Source organism: Rummeliibacillus suwonensis, assembly GCF_007896435.1.
Classification (GTDB): Bacteria; Bacillota; Bacilli; order Bacillales_A; family Planococcaceae; genus Rummeliibacillus; species Rummeliibacillus suwonensis.
The window spans coordinates 170,217-188,830 of the sequence record NZ_VCBL01000003.1 but is presented as its reverse complement, the minus strand read 5'-3'; the positions used below and the strand labels follow the sequence as shown (position 1 = coordinate 188,830).

Genomic DNA, 18,614 nt, shown 5'->3' with positions numbered 1-18,614 from the left:
CTGTCCAACATCCCCAATACTGCAAATATAAATTATTCAGGAGACACTACTGATGCTTCTTTATCACTGTTTGAAGTAATATTAAACGAATCATTTGGTTGAAGATCGTCATCCTCACTATCACGTAATTCAATTTCTTCATCATTGATTGTTAGCATTTTCACATCTAAACCTAAAGATTGAAGTTCTTTGATTAATACTTTGAAAGATTCCGGAACACCTGGTTCGGGGACGCTTTCACCTTTAACGATAGCTTCGTAAGTTTTCACACGTCCTACTACGTCATCGGATTTTACAGTTAAGATTTCTTGAAGCGTATAAGCAGAACCATATGCTTCAAGAGCCCAAACTTCCATTTCACCGAAACGTTGTCCCCCGAATTGCGCTTTACCACCAAGCGGTTGTTGCGTAACGAGTGAGTAAGGACCTGTAGAACGAGCATGAAGTTTATCATCGACCATGTGAGCCAGTTTGATCATATACATAACCCCGACGGATACACGGTTATCAAATGGTTCACCTGTACGTCCATCATAAAGAATCGTTTTACCGTCACGATTCATGCCAGCTTCTTCCATCGTTTTCCATACATCTTCATCTGTAGCACCATCGAATACAGGTGTTGCCATATGAATTCCTAAGTAACGAGCAGCCATACCTAAATGCAACTCTAAAACTTGTCCGATATTCATACGAGATGGCACACCTAATGGATTTAACATGATGTCAACTGGAGTACCATCTGGAAGGAATGGCATATCTTCTTCAGGTAAGATACGAGAGATTACCCCTTTGTTACCATGACGTCCAGCCATTTTGTCCCCAACGCGGATTTTACGTTTTTGAACAATATAGACACGAACCATTTGGTTAACACCAGGAGATAATTCATCGCCATCTTCTCGATTGAAGACTTTAACATCAAGAACAATACCACCAGCACCGTGAGGAACACGTAAAGAAGTATCACGAACTTCACGAGCTTTTTCACCAAAGATCGCATGTAGTAAACGTTCTTCAGCAGTTAGTTCGGTCACACCTTTAGGAGTTACCTTACCCACTAAAATATCGCCATCATTTACTTCAGCACCAATGCGGATAATACCACGTTCGTCAAGGTTACGTAACGCTTCTTCTCCGACATTTGGAATATCACGAGTAATTTCTTCAGGTCCAAGCTTTGTATCACGAGCTTCAGATTCGTATTCTTCGATATGGACAGAAGTATAAACGTCATTTTTCACAAGGCGTTCGTTCATAATAACGGCATCTTCATAGTTATAGCCATTCCAAGTCATAAATGCTACGACTACGTTTCGACCAAGTGCTAATTCTCCGCGTTCCATTGAAGGACCATCTGCAAGAATATCACGCGGTTGAACACGTTCGCCCACTTTTACTAATGGACGTTGGTTGTAACTTGTACCTTGGTTAGAACGTACAAATTTTTGTAATTTATATTTTGTTAAATCGCCTTTTACTTCTTTACCATCAATGACTTCAATACGACGCACATGAATGGAACGAGCTTCAACGTGTTCAACAATACCTGCATATTTTGCAACTACTGCAGCACCTGAGTCACGCGCATTTACATGTTCCATACCAGTACCAACGAATGGAGCTTCCGGATTTAACAAAGGAACTGCTTGCCGTTGCATGTTGGCACCCATAAGAGCACGGTTTGAGTCATCGTTTTCTAAGAATGGGATACATGCTGTTGCCGCAGATACTACTTGTTTTGGAGATACATCCATGTAGTCGATTGTTTCACGTTTGAATACAGAGTTATCACCACGGAAACGACCAACAACTTCTTCTTCAGTAAAAGAACCATCAGGATTTAATGGTGAGTTTGCTTGAGCAACTACATAGTTGTCTTCTTCGTCTGCAGTCAAATAATCAATATGATCCGTTAAACAACCTGTTTCAGGATCTACACGTCGATATGGTGTTTCAATAAAACCAAATTTGTTCACTTTCGCATAACTTGAAAGTGAGTTGATCAAACCAATGTTTGGACCTTCTGGCGTTTCAATCGGACACATACGACCATAGTGAGAATAGTGAACATCACGTACTTCAAAACCAGCACGTTCACGTGTTAAACCACCAGGTCCTAGAGCTGATAGACGACGTTTATGCGTTAATTCGGCTAGCGGATTTGTTTGGTCCATGAATTGGGACAATTGAGAACTACCAAAGAATTCTTTAATAGCTGCAATTACTGGACGAATATTGATTAATTGTTGCGGTACGATAGACGCCGTATCATTGATAGACATGCGTTCACGTACGACACGTTCCATACGAGATAGCCCGATACGGAATTGATTTTGTAGAAGTTCACCTACAGAGCGTAGACGACGATTACCTAAATGGTCGATATCGTCTGTGCCTCCTACACCGTACAACAAATTAAAGAAATAAGAGACAGATGCTACTACATCAGCAGGAGTGATATGTTTCACTTCTTCAGCAACATAAGCATTACTGATTACTTTTATAATTTTTTGTGATTCGTCATTTGGAGCGTAAATTTTAATTTCTTGAAGTTGAATATCATCTTCAAGCACGCCACCAACTTTAGAAACCGTTTTGAAGCCAACACCGTTTTCTAAATATGGGATTAAACGATCTAATACACGACGATCGATTAATGTTCCAGCTTCCACTAAAATTTCGCCTGTTTCAGGATCCGCTAAAGTTTCAGCGATGGTTTGGTTGAATAGACGATTTTTGATATGAAGCTTTTTGTTCATTTTGTAACGACCAACATTGGCTAAATCATAGCGTTTTGGATCGAAGAAACGAGAATACAACAGATTTTTTGCGCTTTCTACTGTTGGTGGTTCACCAGGACGTAGACGTTCATAAATTTCTAATAGCGCTTTTTCTGTGCTATCTGTATTATCTTTTTCTAATGTGTTACGTAAAAATTCGTTATCACCGATTAATTCGATGATTTCTTGGTCAGATGCGAAGCCTAATGCACGTAAAAGCACTGTGATCGGTAATTTACGTGTACGGTCGATACGAACATAAACGACATCTTTTGCATCTGTTTCGTATTCAAGCCAAGCACCACGGTTAGGAATGACTGTTGCACCAAAACCTTTTTTACCGTTTTTATCTGTTTTATCATGGTAGTATACACTTGGTGATCTTACTAATTGTGAGACAATAACTCGTTCTGCGCCGTTGATAATGAAAGTACCAGTTTCTGTCATAAGCGGGAAATCGCCCATGAATACTTCTTGTTCTTTCACTTCTTCTGTTTCTTTGTTAAGAAGACGTACTTTTACACGTAATGGTGCTGCATAAGTCACATCACGTTGTTTACATTCATCGACATCATATTTTGGTTCTCCGAGATTGTAGTCGACGAATTCCAGTGATAGATTTCCTGTAAAATCTTCAATCGGCGAAATGTCACGGAACATTTCACGCAAACCTTCTTCAAGAAACCACTCGTTAGATGCAGTTTGAATCTCAATCAGATTCGGAAGTTCTAGCACCTCTTTAATACGCGCAAAGCTTCTACGCTGGCGGTGTTGTCCGTACTGAACTAGTTGACCTGTCAACTCATTCACCCCTCATAAAGCGATAATAGATCTTTCAGAAATCATATAAATGTTGTATGATAACGAAAGACAAAAAGAAAACGAGTTCGTTTGAGCTCATTTTCGATTAACTAAAGTTAAATTCGAAAGCTCTTGCTATTACATTCTCAGTCAATAGGCAAACGCCCTCAAATTAATATTTTTGCATTGTATTATATTATCACAGCGTTTTTGTCAAGTCAATCCATAAGTTTTAACAAATTTATTTTATTGCTTTGATAATCCAATATCCTTTTCTCTTTTCTACTATTTCCACTTCCGAAAATTTTAATTTCAAATGTTCTATAGTAGATGGCGCACCCTGTTTTTTCTGAATGACAATCCATAATTCGCCTGAATTTGCTAGTTTTTCATGAGCTTCGTCATAAAATTTAAAGATTGTTTTTTTTCCTGCTCGAATCGGAGGATTTGTCAAAACAGCAGCGATTTGTTCTTCCTGAACAGATGAAAGTGCATCACTCTCATAGATCTGTACATTTTGAACCCCGTTCAATTCAGCGTTTTTCTTTGTTAGATGAACCGCTCGTTCATTAACATCCATCATATGAATTATACGATTCGGATAACTTTTTGCAATTGACAATCCAATCGGTCCGTATCCACAGCCTACATCTAAAATACATCCTGCAACAGCTGGCATCTCAAAACTATCAATTAACACACGGGAACCAAAATCTACTTCGCTTTTACTAAAAACCCCTGCATCTGTTTCAAAAACAAAAGAAAATCCCCGAAGTGTAAAATTCCATCTACGCGGTTTGCTCTCTACTTGAGGCTTTTTGGAATAATAATGTTCTGACAAGAATAATACCCTCCATCATCTAAAGGTAAAGAAAAAGCCCGCCAGAATTGACGAGCTTTTTACAATCAATAGAAATTATTTAACTTCTACAGATGCGCCAACTTCTTCAAGTTTAGCTTTGATTTCTTCAGCTTCTTCTTTAGCAGCGCCTTCTTTAAGAGCTTTAGGTGCATTGTCAACTAATTCTTTAGCTTCTTTAAGACCTAAACCAGTGATTTCACGAACCACTTTGATTACTTTAATTTTTGAATCTCCAGCTCCAGTTAAAACAACATCAAATTCTGTTTTTTCTTCTGCAGCAGCAGCAGCGCCACCAGCAACTGCTACAGGAGCAGCAGCAGTAACTCCAAATTCTTCTTCGATTGCTTTTACTAAATCGTTTAATTCAAGAACTGTCATAGCTTTAACAGCTTCTAAGATTTGCTCTTTACTCATTATAAATTTCCTCCTATACAAATGTATATTTTATATGATATTCATTCTTCAAAACTAAGCAGCAAAAAATATTAAGCGCCTTGTTCTTCTTTTTGTTCTGCAACAGCTTTTGTTACAAGAGCTAAATTGCGGATTGGTGCTTGAAGTACAGAAAGTAGCATAGATAGTAAACCTTCGCGAGATGGAAGTTCTGCCAATGCTTTAATTTCTTCAACACTTGCGTATGCACCTTCGATTAAACCAGCTTTAATTTCTAGTTGTTCATTTTCTTTCGCAAATTTGTTGATAATGCGTGCTGGTGCAACAACATCTTCTGCAGAAAATGCAATTGCGTTAGGGCCTGTAAGAACTTCATTCAATTCTTCATGGCCGACTTCTGTAGTAGCACGGCGAACTAAAGTATTTTTATATACTTTTAATTCCACGCCAGCTTCACGTAATTGTTTACGTAGTTCAGTAACTTGAGCTACTGTAAGTCCGCGGTAGTCAACTACTACTACGGATGCTGCACTTTTAAATTTGTCAGCGATTTCTTGAACAACAGCTTGTTTAGCTTCAACTGCTTCGCTCATCTTGACACCTCCTATAAGAATGGGTCATTTATACCGACAAAAGAAAAGCCTCTTGCCATAGTAGACAAGAGGCGGAAATTCATCATCTAAAATAAGAATCCGAGTTCCTTTGACCTCGGTAGGATGATTAAGCGATGTTCTATCGCCCCTACGGTCTACGGTACAAATGGATGATTCACAACGCTATCCATCATAACAAATGATAAATACTTTGTCAATCAAAAATTATTTAGCTGCTGATAATGGATCAACTTTAATAGATGGCCCCATTGTAGTAGTTACATGTAAAGATTTGACGTAAGTACCTTTTGCTGCAGCAGGTTTTGCTTTAAGGATTACGTCAATTAAAGTTGATAAGTTTTCAGCTAATTTGTCAGCTTCGAATGATACTTTACCAACAGGAGCGTGAATGATACCTGCTTTATCAGCACGGTATTCAACTTTACCAGCTTTAATTTCATTAACTGCTTTTGTTACATCAAAAGTAACTGTACCCGTTTTAGGGTTTGGCATTAAGCCTTTAGGTCCTAATACACGACCGAGTTTACCAACTTCACCCATCATATCTGGAGTTGCAACGATTACATCAAAGTCAAACCAGCCTTGTTGGATTTTTTGGATATATTCTGCATCGCCTACGTAATCAGCACCAGCTGCTTCCGCTTCTTTAATTTTTTCACCTTTAGCGAAAACTAAAACGCGTTGAGTTTTACCAGTACCATTTGGAAGTACAACTGCTCCACGAATTTGTTGGTCATTTTTACGAGTATCGATGTTTAAGTTAAATGCTACTTCAACTGTTGCATCAAAGTTAACAGTGCTTGTTTTTTTAGCAAGTTCAGCTGCTTCAGCAACTGTATAAAGTTGGTTACGTTCAACTAATTTAGCTGCATCTTGCAATTTTTTACCTTTTTTAGCCATTTTATATTTCCTCCTTGATTGTGGTTGTAACGGATTAAAACCTCCCACGAATAAAGGCTGCGCGTTTCAAATATCACTATAAGAAACAATCGCAACCTCCAAAAACAATACTTTATCAAGTAATGGGATTAGTCTTCGATCACAATACCCATGCTACGTGCAGTACCTTCTACCATTGACATAGCAGCTTCTACTGATGCTGCATTTAAATCAGGCATTTTTGTTTCAGCAATTTCGCGTACTTTATCACGTTTCACTGTAGCTACTTTCTTACGGTTCGGTTCACCTGAACCTGATTTAATACCAGCTGCTACTTTAAGTAATACTGCTGCTGGTGGAGTTTTTGTAATGAAAGTGAATGAACGATCTTCAAATACAGAAATCTCAACTGGGATAATTAACCCTGCTTGATCTGCAGTACGAGCATTGAATTCTTTACAGAATCCCATGATGTTAACGCCTGCTTGACCCAATGCAGGTCCTACCGGTGGTGCTGGGTTTGCTTTACCAGCTGGGATTTGAAGTTTTACAACTTTAACAACTTTTTTAGCCACGAGACACACCTCCTTAAGTCCGTGATGTGGTAATTGGGTTGCCCCTCCCACTCAATATCTGTCTGTCGGCTTAATCCGATAACATTAAAAATTACTATATCACATGTGATAGATTTTCACAGTATGACCTATGAAATGATACCACTTTTTAAAATGCAAGGCAAGTGCCTTATATTTAAACTTTTAGGACTTGATCAAAATCAAGTTCCATTCTCGTTTCGCGTCCAAACATATCCACCGTTACATTGACTTTACCCTTATCAGTAATAATCTCATTAACGATTCCTTGGAAATGAGCAAAAGGTCCTTCTAGAACTTCTACTAGGTCACCAACATTAAAATCTAGATCAACATTTGCTTCGTTTTCACCCATTTGTTGTAGAATTGATTCAACTTCTTCAGGTAATAATGGTGTTGGTTTTACCCCACCACCTGAGGAACCTATGAATCCGGTAACACCTGGTGTATTACGAACAACATACCAAGCATCATCTGTCATCACTAGTTCGACTAGAACATAACCTGGGAAGGTTTTGCGCATATATGTTTTTTTGCGACCGTCTTTTATTTCAGTTTCTTGTTCTTCCGGAATAATGACACGAAAGATTTTATCTTGCATCCCCATTGTTTCAACACGTTTTTCTAGGTTTGCTTTTACTTTGTTTTCATAACCTGAATAAGTATGAACGACATACCAATTTTTCTCCATAATAGATAGGACTGTTCGTCCTTCCCTCCTTTTCTAAAAGGCAAAATGAAAAAACCCGTTACAACACACGGGCTATCCAAACATATTAATTTTATTAAATCACAACTCTAAATACCAGCGCAATAATTTAGAAACACCTAAATCAATTACCATGAAAAATGCAGCCATGAACAATAAAGTTGTCACAACAATAATTGTATATTTCGTCAACTCTTTACGTCTCGGCCAACTTGTTTTTCTCATTTCCGATAGAACACCACGGAAAAATTTACCTAATTTTCCCATCCAACCAAACCTCCGAATATAATTATCTATAACGAATTGTATTATTTAGTCTGTTTATGTAATGTATGCTCATTACAATGCGAACAATATTTTTTAAGTTCCATTCTCTTTGAGTTGTTTTTCGCTACGGGCACATGATAATTTCTAGCCCCGCATTTCTCACAGCTTAGAGCGACCTTTTGTACCATGGTTATCACCTTTTACGGATTTGTCCTTTTAAAAGCCTATCATCTATTATACAAGCTGTCAACTAACCCCTTAACCTTATAAAACTACTATTCTACTTCTAGATGGCGCTCTAATTTTCGCTTAATGCGTTGCAATGCATTGTCGATTGACTTTACATGACGATCTAATCGTGCAGATATTTCTTGATAAGAACATCCCTCTAAATAAAGGGCCAAAACTTGACGCTCTAAACTACTCAATACTTGACTGATTTTTTCTTCTAGACGATTAAACTCTTCGCGATGAATCATTAACTTTTCAGGATCATCTATAGTCGCCCCCGTAAGCATATCCATCAATGTTTTTGCCGATTCTTCTTCAAATATGGGCTTATCTAACGAAACATATGAATTAAGTGGAATATGCTTCTGCCTTGTAGCTGTTTTAATCGCAGTAATAATCTGACGCTTGATACAAAGTTCGGCAAAAGCTTTGAAAGAAGCCAGTTTATCATCTTTAAAATCTCGAATCGCTTTATATAATCCAATCATACCTTCTTGCACAATATCTTCTTTATCAGCACCAATTAAAAAATAAGATTTTACTTTTAAACGCACGAATGGCTTATATTTGTTGATCAGAAAATTCAATGCCTCTGTATCCCCATTACGTGCCAACTCTACTAATTGCTCATCCATCAAATTTTTTAATTTTTGATGCTGAACATGTAAATGATCACTTGTTAACAAAGTATCACCCCAATTGTGCGAACTATTTAGAAACAGTATAACGGAATTGGAAAATATCAGTCAATCGATCATTTATTCCCTCTCCGCATTTTTTCGAATTTTTCTAAAACTTCATCTGATAACGGTATTTTAGAACTCGGTCTTTGAACCTGAATTTTTTTTACTTTTTGAGAAATTTGAGTACGTACATTTTGCAATTCGATTTCAAATTCACGGGCTGATTTTCGCAAAGCCCCGTTTCCAAATATAACATTTTGCTCAGCCATATCTGAAGTAGCTACATAAATTTTGCTCCGCTTATTGGCCAGTTCTGCTGTAAGCTTTTCAATACGGTCATCTGCAGTTTCTTTTGCTCTAGTATAAATGATTTCGACATTATGTTGCTTTACCTTTGTTGCAGTACCAGGGACTAGATATGCATCAAAAACGACGATGACACGCATTCCTGAATAGGCTTGATAGTCTGCCATTAACTCTATCAGTCGATCTCTTGCATCTATTAGCTTATGTTTTTTTAATATTTGTAATTCCTTCCATGCACCAATAATGTTATAGCCATCAACTATGAGTATGTTCATCAGCAGTCACCTTAAACTTTTTGACGTTTACGGAATACTTCATACATCAATAAAGAAGCAGCTACAGAGGCATTTAATGATGTAACATGACCTATCATCGGTAAATTGTATAGAAAATCGCACTTTTCTTTTAAGATACGGCTCATGCCACGACCTTCGCTACCAATAATGATAGCAAGTGGAATTGTGGCATCCATTTGACGATAATCGATAGATCCTTTTGCATCTGTACCTGCAATCCAAACACCACGTTCTTTTAACTCTTCCACCGTTTGCGATAAATTGTTGACACGCACAGTTGGAATATATTCAATAGCACCCGTTGAAGCCTTAGCAACAACCGCTGTTAAACTAACCGAACGGCGCTTTGGAATAATAATACCATGCGCACCAACGGCATCAGCTGTCCGCATAATGGAACCCAGATTATGTGGGTCTTCTAATTCATCCAAAATGATGAAAAACGGATCTTCTCCTCGCGCTTCCGCCAATTTAAAAAGATCATCTAATTCCGCATAATTATAAGCAGCTACAGAAGCAACAATCCCTTGGTGATTTTCAGAAGATAATTGGTCAATCTTTTTCTTTGGAACGAATTGTACGATTATGCCACGTTCTTTTGCTAAATGAAGCAATTCGTTAATACCACTTTTTTTGACACCTTCTGCGATCCAAATCTTATTGATATCTCTTGTAGATCGAAGTGCCTCAAGTACTGGGTTTTTTCCTGCAATGATTTCTTTTGATGATTCAGCCATTTTTCGACACCTCTCTCTTATTTTCGACTATTTGAATAGCATATCGGATAATCCCATCAACGCGTGCCTGTTGCCCTGTTAAGTATAAAAAACCAAGAACTGCTTCAAAAGCCGAGCTATAATTATAGGTTTGGACATCTGTATTTTTAGGTACAGAACCTGATTTAGCATTACGGCCGCGTTTTAACACAGCCATTTCTTCTTCTGTAAAATAATGCTCATCTATCATTTGATGAATGACCATGGATTGTGCTTTTGCAGAGACATAATGTGTTGCCTCACGATGAAGAATATTAGGTTTCACACGTCCAGCTCTAAGTAAATGTTCACGAATGGCTATTTCTAATACTGCATCGCCCATATACGCTAAAGCTAGTGCATTCAACTGTTTTACATCTGCATGACGAAGTTCTCCCACTTCATTGACCTCGTTTCCATCGAACGCCTTGGCGCGTATCTTCTAAAATAATATTCATGTCTTTTAGTTGATCCCGAATTTCATCAGCCCGTTTAAAATCACGATTTTTCCTTGCTTGCTGACGTTCTTCTATTAATGCATCAATTTCTTCATCCAACAACTCTTCTTTTTCTTCAAGTTTAATACCTAGCACATTGGAAAGCTCATTTAATGTATGGATAAATGCTTTTAATATTTCTTCGTTTGTATTCGTCTCATTGAGATATTTATTGGCCTCTGTAGATAGGCTAAATAGAGCTGCAATTGCATTTGCCGTATTAAAGTCATCATCCATTGCCACTTCAAAATTTTGACGTTCTTGCTGAATGGCATCTAACCAAGATTGTTCTTTTTCACCTAAATTAGCAGTAGCATTTAGGCGGTATTTTAAGTTGTTATAAGAAGTACGGATACGTTCCAAACCAGCTGCCGCTGCCTCCACTAGATCTTGTGAAAAATTAATAGGATGACGATAATGGACTGACAGCATAAAGAAACGTAATACTTGTGGGTCAATTTGTCGAATAATGTCATGTACTAAGATAAAATTACCAAGAGATTTTGACATTTTCTCGTTATTGATATTAATATAACCGTTATGCATCCAATAACGGGCAAAAGTTTTACCAGTATAAGCTTCTGATTGGGCGATTTCATTTTCATGATGGGGGAATGTCAAATCTTGACCACCTGCATGGATATCAATCGTATCACCAAAATGACTGTGTACCATGACAGAACATTCGATATGCCATCCTGGACGACCATCGCCCCAAGGACTATGCCAGAAAATTTCACCAGGTTTTGCCGCTTTCCAGAGTGCAAAATCTAGTGCATCTTCTTTCTTTTCCCCTGCTTCAATTCGAGCGCCAATTTTCAAATCATCAACAGATTGATGTGATAATTTACCGTAGTCTTTAAATTTCCGAGTACGATAATACACATCCCCTTGAGATTCATAAGCATAGCCTTTTTCAATCAGCACACCAATGAATTCAATAATTTCATCCATATGTTCTGTTACACGAGGGTGTACATCTGCTTTTTGACATCCAAGAGCTGTAATATCCTCAAAATAAGCTTTAATAAAACGTTCTGTTAGTTCTGAAACTTCTTCTCCTAACTCATTTGCCGCTTTAATAATTTTATCATCCACGTCCGTAAAGTTGGAAATATAAGTAACTTTATAACCGCGATATGTTAAATAGCGACGCACTGTATCATAAACGATAACAGGACGTGAATTTCCTATATGAATGTAGTTGTATACAGTTGGACCACATACATACATTTTAACCTTACCTTCTTCAAGAGGTACAAATGGTTCTTTTTCACGTGTTAATGAGTTAAAAATTTGAATACCCATGAGAAATTATCTCTCCTTTTTCGTCTGCTCAAGTTCTCTATTTAAAGCGCTGACTCTTTGTTCAATTTGCTGGATACGATCTCCAACGGGATCTGGGATATTTTGATGGTCTAGCTTTTGTTCATGATTTACACGGATACCATCTTGGATCACGACTTTCCCCGGAATACCAACAACTGTAGCATTAGCAGGCACTGGTTTCAAGACAACTGAACCAGCACCAATTTTACTATTCTCTCCAATTGTAATAGAACCGAGTACCTTTGCACCAGTGGCAACTAATACATTATCTTCTAGCGTAGGATGTCTTTTGCCTTTTTCTTTCCCGGTTCCCCCCAATGTTACACCTTGATACAGGGTGCAATCATCTCCGATTTCGCAAGTTTCACCAATGACAATCCCCATGCCATGGTCAATAAAGAAGCGACGACCGATTTTTGCACCTGGATGAATTTCGATACCAGTAAAGAAACGACTAGTTTGTGAAATAACTCTTGCTATAAAATAAAGTTTATGTTTATAGAAAGCATGTGCAATTCTATGCGACCATATTGCATGCAAACCTGAATAAGTTAATACCACTTCTAGTGTACTACGAGCTGCTGGATCATTTTCAAAAATTGTTGCAATATCTTCTTTTATTCTTTTAAACATGTAAAAGCCTCCTTTTTCACATAGAAAAAAGCACCTCTATCTAACGAAGACAGAGGCGCTTCAATACGCGGTTCCACTCTGGTTGAAAGCACAACAAAACACTTTCCACTCTAATGTCCATAACGGTAACAACCCGGCTTAAGCCTACTTATTCGTGAACGTTAACGAGGTACGTCCCACTTTTATTTCAGCTTAGCACTCAGAGGTGCATTTCTGTTTTACATTGGCTCAGATCACTTTCAGCCGGTGATGATCCTCTCTTTAGAGCATGTGCCACATACTTCTCCTCTTCAACATTTTTATCATTTACTAGCTTAATTGTACAGTGAGGTAGAAAAAAAGCAACTAAAATTATTTTACATATTTTCCAACACGATTTAGCACGGTTTCTTTACCAAGTAAAACAAGTGCATCGTTTAGTTCTGGTCCATGCATTTCGCCAGTAGTTGCCACGCGAATTGGCATATAAAGATTTTTACCTTTATGTCCTGTTTCTTTTTGCACAGCTTTGATCGCTTTTTTGATCTCTGCCGGTTCAAATGTTTCTAACGCTTCTAGTTTTTCTTTAAACGCAGCCATAACTTCTGGCACCTGTTCTCCAGCTAAAACTTCTTTTTCGTCATCATTAAAATCAAGTTCTTCTGTAAAGAACATTTGAGATAATTCTACAATTTCAGCACCATAACTCATTTGTTCATGATACAGTCCGATTAACTTATCAGCCCATTCCAATTCTTCATCTGTTGGATTTTCTGCTACTAAGCCTTCTTTTTGTAAGAATGGTAAGCAAAGTTCAACCACTTGTTCATGAGATAATTTTTTCATGTATTGGTTATTCATCCATTTTAATTTATGCATATCATACATTGATGGTGATTTAGAAAGTCGTTTTTCATCAAACTGTGCGATCAGCTCGTCCATTGTAAAAATTTCCTCTTCACCTTCTGGAGACCAACCAAGTAATGCCAAGAAGTTTAACATGGCTTCTGGTAAATAACCAAGTTCTCTATATTGAGAGATGAATTGGATAATGGATTCATCTCGTTTTGAAAGCTTTTTATGATTTTCGTTTACGATTAATGTCATATGGCCGAAACGTGGTGCTTCCCAACCAAAAGCATCATAAATCATTAGTTGTTTAGGTGTATTAGATAAATGTTCTTCTCCACGGAATACGTGTGTCATTTCCATTAAATGATCATCAAGTACAACCGCAAAGTTGTATGTTGGAATACCATTTGCTTTTACAATTACCCAGTCACCAACATCCTTTGATTCGAACGTTACTTCACCACGAATCAAATCATCAAATTGATAAGTAACATCTTCTGGTACACGGAAACGAATGGTATAAGGTATACCAGCTGCTTCCTTTTCAGCGACTTCTTCAGCAGATAAGTAGCGACAAGTCCCCTTGTACATTGGAGCAGCAACACCTTTTGCGCGTTGTTCCTCACGATCAGCTTCTAATTCTTCTGGTGTACAGAAACATTTGTAGGCTAATCCCCTATCGATTAATTTTTGAGCATATTCTGTGTAAATGTCTAAACGTTCCATTTGACGGTAAGGAGCATATGGACCACCAATAATTGGTGACTCTACTGGGTGAATACCTAACCAGGCCAAGTTTTCAATTTGTGATGATTCACCATCCTCGATGTTACGAGCCACGTCTGTATCTTCAATACGAAGAATAAAATCCCCATCATAATGTTTTGCATATAAGAAATTAAATAGAGCTGTACGTGCGCCACCAATATGTAAATGTCCTGTTGGGCTTGGTGCATAACGAACACGAACTTTGTTAGTCATGATTAAAATCCTCCTATTTGTCGGTCAAAAATTCAACTTTTTTCATTTTACCACTGCAAGTATAAAAATTAAAGAAAGTCAATTTTTAATAAGTAAAATGGTTGCCAATGTGGCTATTCCTTCTTCACGACCCGTAAATCCTAGCTTTTCTGTTGTTGTTGCTTTTACATTCACTTGTGAAGGTTCCGCATGTAAAAGTTCTGCAATACGTTTTCGCATTAGCTCAATATATGGGGCTAATTTCGGGCGTTGTGCCATAATCGTACAATCTACATTGCCTAAAGAGTAGCCTTTATCCTCCACCATTTTCCAAATATACGCTAGTAATTGGGCAGAATCTGCATCCTTAAACTCAGGATCAGTGTCTGGAAAATGACGACCGATGTCTCCTTCTCCTATCGCACCAAGCGCTGCATCGGTTACAGCATGTAACAATACATCCGCATCTGAATGACCAAGTAATCCTTTATCATGGGGAATGGTAATCCCTCCAATGATTAATGGACGTCCTTCAGCAAACGCATGTACATCAAACCCTTGTCCTACTCGAAACATAGTTAACCTCCTATACGTTGATTTAGAATGGCCTCGCCAATTACTAAATCCTCCTTAGTAGTTATTTTAACGTTTTCATAGCTACTTTCAACCATATATACAGATTGTCCTAAACGTTCGACAAGCATTGCTTCATCCGTTCCTAAGAAATGATCTTTTTCTGCTTGTTGTTCTGCACGCTTTAATACTTCAAAATCAAATGCTTGGGGCGTTTGAATCATCCATAAACTAGAGCGATCCACTGTTTCTTCAATAACACCATCTTTTACTCGTTTCATCGTATCCTTTGCGCGAACGCCTGCTATTGCTGCCCCTTTAGTATATGCTGTGTCCACTAACTGATGAATAATCGATCTCGTTATAAAAGGTCTCGCTGCATCATGTACCAATACAATTTTCCCATCTTCCACCTTTTTTACACAATTATTAACGCTATATTGTCTTTCTGAACCCCCATCAACAAGCGCTTTTACTTTTGTAATATGATATTTTGTCAAAAGCATTTCAATATACGAACGCTCTTCTGATTTTACAGCCAACCATATTCCCTTACATTCCTCATCTTGTTGAAATACTTCCAATGTATGTATCAAAATCGGCTTTTGATGTAATTCTAAAAATAATTTATTTTGACCCGCAGCCATTCGTTTGCCACTGCCTGCTGCCGGTAATATAACATCATATTGCATGGTTTCCTCTCACTTCCTCGCCTCATCATAAAAAGGACAAGGCATTTTTGCCCTGTCTCTTTTTATATTTTTAGTTTTACATATGTGCGTCCATTTCATCAATACTTTTTTGAGTTTAAAAATACAATCATCAACTGATTTCCGCTATTAGATAACTTGCCTTCCAACAAATCTAGCCACCCTTAGCTAGATTTAATATACGAGAAAAGCAATCATAGCGGGTAACAGCAGCAAATGTTGAATTACGCTATTCTTCCGCTTTGTTTGGGTTTCGCAAAAATCATACGACCTGCCGAAGTCTGTAACACGCTCGTTACTGTCACAACAATTGTTTGACCAATATAAGATTTACCTTCCTCAACAACAATCATTGTACCATCATCTAAATAAGCGACACCTTGGTTGTGTTCCTTGCCATCCTTGATCACAACCACATTCATTTCTTCACCTGGAATAACAACCGGTTTCACAGCATTAGCTAAATCATTTATATTAAGCACTTCCACATTATGCAGATCACACACTTTATTTAAATTAAAATCATTTGTTAAGATTTTTCCACCCATTTTTTTAGCTAAACGCACTAATTTCAAATCAACCTCTGGAACATCTTCGAAATCGACTTCCGTGATCAAGACCTGTGAAGCTCTTTCTTCCTGTAGTTTTCTTAAAACATCAAGACCACGGCGTCCCCTCGTACGTTTTAATGTATCAGACGAATCAGCTATATGTTGCAATTCTGTCAATACGAATTGGGGAACAACCAAAATCCCTTCCACAAAACCCGTTTCAGAAATATCCGCTATACGCCCATCGATAATAACACTTGTATCTAAAAGCTTATACAAGGAACTAGAAAAATCCACTTCCTCTGTAGATTTTTTTCTCAAACTATTATGGGATCTGCCTGATGTAAAAACATTGATCAATTCATCACGTTTTTTAAATCCCACTTGGAACCCCAAATATCCCAGTACAATTGACAGTAATATCGGTAAGATAGTTGTGATAATCGGAATCTTTACACTGTCGATCGAAAAACCGATCAAATAAGCAACGATTAACCCAATGATTAGCCCCAAAGTACCAAACAATAAATCTCCACTAGGTGCCTTCAATAATTTTTCTTCCATCCATCGAATAAATTTCACAAAATAATCTGAGAACAAAAATGAACAGCCAAATAATATTAAAGCACCAATGGCAACTGAAGTATACGGATTATTTAACCATGGGTTTGAAGATAAATGAATCAGTTTGTATAATGGCGGTAAAATAAATAAACCCATCGTCCCTCCGATAAAAAGAAACGCAATTTGAATAATTTTTTTAAGCATTTAACGCACCTCCCCAAGTGGTTTCATTATACATAGTTTCTCTGATTAACGCCTTGAATAGCTATTAACACGATTTAATTTCATAAAAATAGCTGCACAGCCGACAATAGCTTAAAAACTTGTGATAGTTTATAACTCTTTAAAACTCAACTTTAACGCTTGGTTTACTGTATCTACTCCAAGTACTTCGATATCGCTTGGATAATCCCAGCCTTCTAGGTTCGATGATGGAATGATAGCTCGTCTAAAACCTAATTTAGCAGCTTCTTGGACCCTCTGCTCGATACGTGAAACACGGCGTACTTCCCCTGTCAGCCCTACTTCCCCGATGTAGCAATCCATTGGCTTTGCCGCAACATCTCTAAAACTAGAGACAATGCTCACTAAGATAGCTAAATCAATAGCAGGTTCATCTAATTTAACACCGCCCGCCACTTTAATATAGGCATCCTGTGCTTGTAATAGCATACCCATTCTTTTTTCTAACACTGCCATCAACAGCGATATACGATTCTGATCCACACCTGACGCCATTCGTTTTGGATAATTAAAGCTTGATGGCGTTACGAGAGCTTGAATTTCTACTAAGATAGGTCTTGTTCCTTCCATCGAAGCAACAACCGTCGAACCTGGTGCTCCCTGCGAACGCTCTTGTAAAAATAATTCAGATGGATTCAATACCTCTTTTAAACCGTTCTGAAGCATCTCAAAAATAGCAATTTCATTTGTTGAACCAAAACGGTTTTTTTGACTGCGTAATATACGATACGTATGATGGCGTTCACCTTCAAAGTATAATACGGTATCCACCATATGCTCTAAAATACGCGGTCCTGCAATTTGACCTTCTTTTGTGACATGACCAACTATGAAGATAGCAATATTCTTGGTCTTTGCGATTCTCATAAATTCTGCTGTACACTCTCGAACTTGAGATACACTTCCTGGTGCACTTGTTATATTTGGATGGTAGACTGTTTGAATGGAGTCCACAATCACAAACTTTGGTTGTACCTCATCGATTGTTTGATTTAAAAATTCCAAATTGGTTTCTGAGTAAATATATAACTCGGGTGACTTAACACCAAGACGTTCTGCTCTAAGCTTTGTCTGATGAATCGATTCTTCTCCAGATATATAAAGGACACGGTGACCCTTATTAGATAATAGAGCGGATACCTGCAGTAATAATGTAGATTTACCAATACCCGGATCTCCACCGATTAATACAAGTGAACCTGGTACTACTCCACCTCCTAGGACGCGATTTAACTCTTTAAGTTCCGTTTTAACTCTTGGCGCTTCTGCTGATTTTACAGAAATAATGGGGGCAGCCTTTTGCGAAACATTCACAGAATGCTGAAACGCACCTCTAGGGCCTTTCGAAATAACTTCTACTTCTTCAACCATCGTATTCCATTCGCCACAGCCTGGGCACCTGCCAAGCCATTTGGGTGATTCATATCCACATGAATTGCAAAAGAATTTTGTCTTCTTTTTGACCATTTTTTTCTCCTTATATTGTAGTTTTATTCTCAAATTAACAGATTCAATTATCTCCAGTAAAAGGTGAAGGAAACTCCTATTGGA

General features: G+C 37.8%; 20 protein-coding genes and 2 other annotated features. All 20 genes read right to left on the bottom strand.

Annotated elements, in window-relative coordinates:
• Nucleotides 1-32: 32 nt before the first annotated feature.
• Nucleotides 33-3,584 (bottom strand): DNA-directed RNA polymerase subunit beta, encoded by a 3,552-nt coding sequence (rpoB, locus tag FEU33_RS16320; protein ID WP_146550545.1) that lies wholly within the window; start codon nt 3,582-3,584, stop codon nt 33-35.
• Between the two features lie 241 nt (nt 3,585-3,825).
• Nucleotides 3,826-4,425 carry a class I SAM-dependent methyltransferase gene (locus FEU33_RS16315; protein WP_146550544.1) on the bottom strand — a complete coding sequence of 200 codons (600 nt, stop codon included), beginning with the start codon at nt 4,423-4,425 and terminating at the stop codon, nt 3,826-3,828.
• 75 nt (nt 4,426-4,500) lie between these two features.
• Nucleotides 4,501-4,860 (bottom strand): 50S ribosomal protein L7/L12, encoded by a 360-nt coding sequence (rplL, locus tag FEU33_RS16310; RefSeq protein WP_146550543.1) that lies wholly within the window; start codon nt 4,858-4,860, stop codon nt 4,501-4,503.
• A gap of 71 nt (nt 4,861-4,931) precedes the next feature.
• Nucleotides 4,932-5,432 (bottom strand): 50S ribosomal protein L10, encoded by a 501-nt coding sequence (gene rplJ / locus FEU33_RS16305; RefSeq protein WP_146550542.1) that lies wholly within the window; start codon nt 5,430-5,432, stop codon nt 4,932-4,934.
• Between the two features lie 32 nt (nt 5,433-5,464).
• Nucleotides 5,465-5,611: a sequence feature (ribosomal protein L10 leader region), on the bottom strand.
• A 46-nt stretch (nt 5,612-5,657) separates the two neighbouring features.
• Complete coding sequence (gene rplA / locus FEU33_RS16300; RefSeq protein WP_146550541.1) at nt 5,658-6,353, bottom strand: 50S ribosomal protein L1; 696 nt, start codon at nt 6,351-6,353, stop codon at nt 5,658-5,660.
• A 128-nt stretch (nt 6,354-6,481) separates the two neighbouring features.
• Nucleotides 6,482-6,907 carry a 50S ribosomal protein L11 gene (gene rplK / locus FEU33_RS16295; RefSeq protein WP_146013888.1) on the bottom strand — a complete coding sequence of 142 codons (426 nt, stop codon included), beginning with the start codon at nt 6,905-6,907 and terminating at the stop codon, nt 6,482-6,484.
• A 175-nt stretch (nt 6,908-7,082) separates the two neighbouring features.
• Nucleotides 7,083-7,616 (bottom strand): transcription termination/antitermination protein NusG, encoded by a 534-nt coding sequence (nusG, locus tag FEU33_RS16290; protein ID WP_146550540.1) that lies wholly within the window; start codon nt 7,614-7,616, stop codon nt 7,083-7,085.
• Between the two features lie 99 nt (nt 7,617-7,715).
• Nucleotides 7,716-7,901 (bottom strand): preprotein translocase subunit SecE, encoded by a 186-nt coding sequence (secE, locus tag FEU33_RS16285; RefSeq protein WP_146550539.1) that lies wholly within the window; start codon nt 7,899-7,901, stop codon nt 7,716-7,718.
• A gap of 41 nt (nt 7,902-7,942) precedes the next feature.
• Entirely contained in the window at nt 7,943-8,089 is a 147-nt protein-coding gene (rpmG, locus tag FEU33_RS16280; protein WP_146550538.1) for a 50S ribosomal protein L33, read from the bottom strand.
• Between the two features lie 87 nt (nt 8,090-8,176).
• On the bottom strand, nt 8,177-8,818 hold the full coding sequence (gene sigH / locus FEU33_RS16275) for an RNA polymerase sporulation sigma factor SigH (protein WP_146550537.1): 642 nt from the start codon (nt 8,816-8,818) through the stop codon (nt 8,177-8,179).
• A gap of 68 nt (nt 8,819-8,886) precedes the next feature.
• Nucleotides 8,887-9,396 carry an NYN domain-containing protein gene (locus tag FEU33_RS16270; RefSeq protein WP_146550536.1) on the bottom strand — a complete coding sequence of 170 codons (510 nt, stop codon included), beginning with the start codon at nt 9,394-9,396 and terminating at the stop codon, nt 8,887-8,889.
• A gap of 11 nt (nt 9,397-9,407) precedes the next feature.
• Complete coding sequence (gene rlmB / locus FEU33_RS16265; RefSeq protein ID WP_146550535.1) at nt 9,408-10,154, bottom strand: 23S rRNA (guanosine(2251)-2'-O)-methyltransferase RlmB; 747 nt, start codon at nt 10,152-10,154, stop codon at nt 9,408-9,410.
• Entirely contained in the window at nt 10,147-10,572 is a 426-nt protein-coding gene (locus tag FEU33_RS16260) for a Mini-ribonuclease 3 (RefSeq protein ID WP_280524869.1), read from the bottom strand. The genes rlmB and FEU33_RS16260 overlap by 8 nt, the downstream gene beginning before the upstream one ends.
• Before the next feature lies 1 nt (nt 10,573).
• The gene (gene cysS / locus FEU33_RS16255; RefSeq protein WP_146550534.1) at nt 10,574-11,977 is read right to left on the bottom strand and encodes a cysteine--tRNA ligase; all 1,404 of its coding nucleotides are present in this window, start codon (nt 11,975-11,977) and stop codon (nt 10,574-10,576) included.
• 6 nt (nt 11,978-11,983) lie between these two features.
• Nucleotides 11,984-12,631, bottom strand: a complete 648-nt coding sequence (gene cysE / locus FEU33_RS16250) for a serine O-acetyltransferase (RefSeq protein ID WP_146550533.1) — start codon at nt 12,629-12,631, stop codon at nt 11,984-11,986.
• 48 nt (nt 12,632-12,679) lie between these two features.
• Nucleotides 12,680-12,934 (bottom strand) — a binding site (T-box leader).
• A gap of 48 nt (nt 12,935-12,982) precedes the next feature.
• The gene (gene gltX, locus FEU33_RS16245) at nt 12,983-14,443 is read right to left on the bottom strand and encodes a glutamate--tRNA ligase (protein ID WP_146550532.1); all 1,461 of its coding nucleotides are present in this window, start codon (nt 14,441-14,443) and stop codon (nt 12,983-12,985) included.
• Between the two features lie 78 nt (nt 14,444-14,521).
• Nucleotides 14,522-14,998, bottom strand: coding sequence for a 2-C-methyl-D-erythritol 2,4-cyclodiphosphate synthase (gene ispF, locus FEU33_RS16240; RefSeq protein ID WP_146550531.1), 477 nt, complete (start codon nt 14,996-14,998; stop codon nt 14,522-14,524).
• Between the two features lie 2 nt (nt 14,999-15,000).
• Nucleotides 15,001-15,687, bottom strand: a complete 687-nt coding sequence (ispD, locus tag FEU33_RS16235; protein WP_146550530.1) for a 2-C-methyl-D-erythritol 4-phosphate cytidylyltransferase — start codon at nt 15,685-15,687, stop codon at nt 15,001-15,003.
• Nucleotides 15,688-15,929: 242 nt separating this feature from the next.
• The gene (locus FEU33_RS16230) at nt 15,930-17,024 is read right to left on the bottom strand and encodes a PIN/TRAM domain-containing protein (protein WP_146550529.1); all 1,095 of its coding nucleotides are present in this window, start codon (nt 17,022-17,024) and stop codon (nt 15,930-15,932) included.
• Between the two features lie 129 nt (nt 17,025-17,153).
• Nucleotides 17,154-18,530: a DNA repair protein RadA gene (radA, locus tag FEU33_RS16225; RefSeq protein ID WP_146550528.1), complete on the bottom strand. Its 1,377-nt coding sequence runs from the start codon at nt 18,528-18,530 to the stop codon at nt 17,154-17,156.
• Between the last annotated feature and the right edge of the window lie 84 nt (nt 18,531-18,614).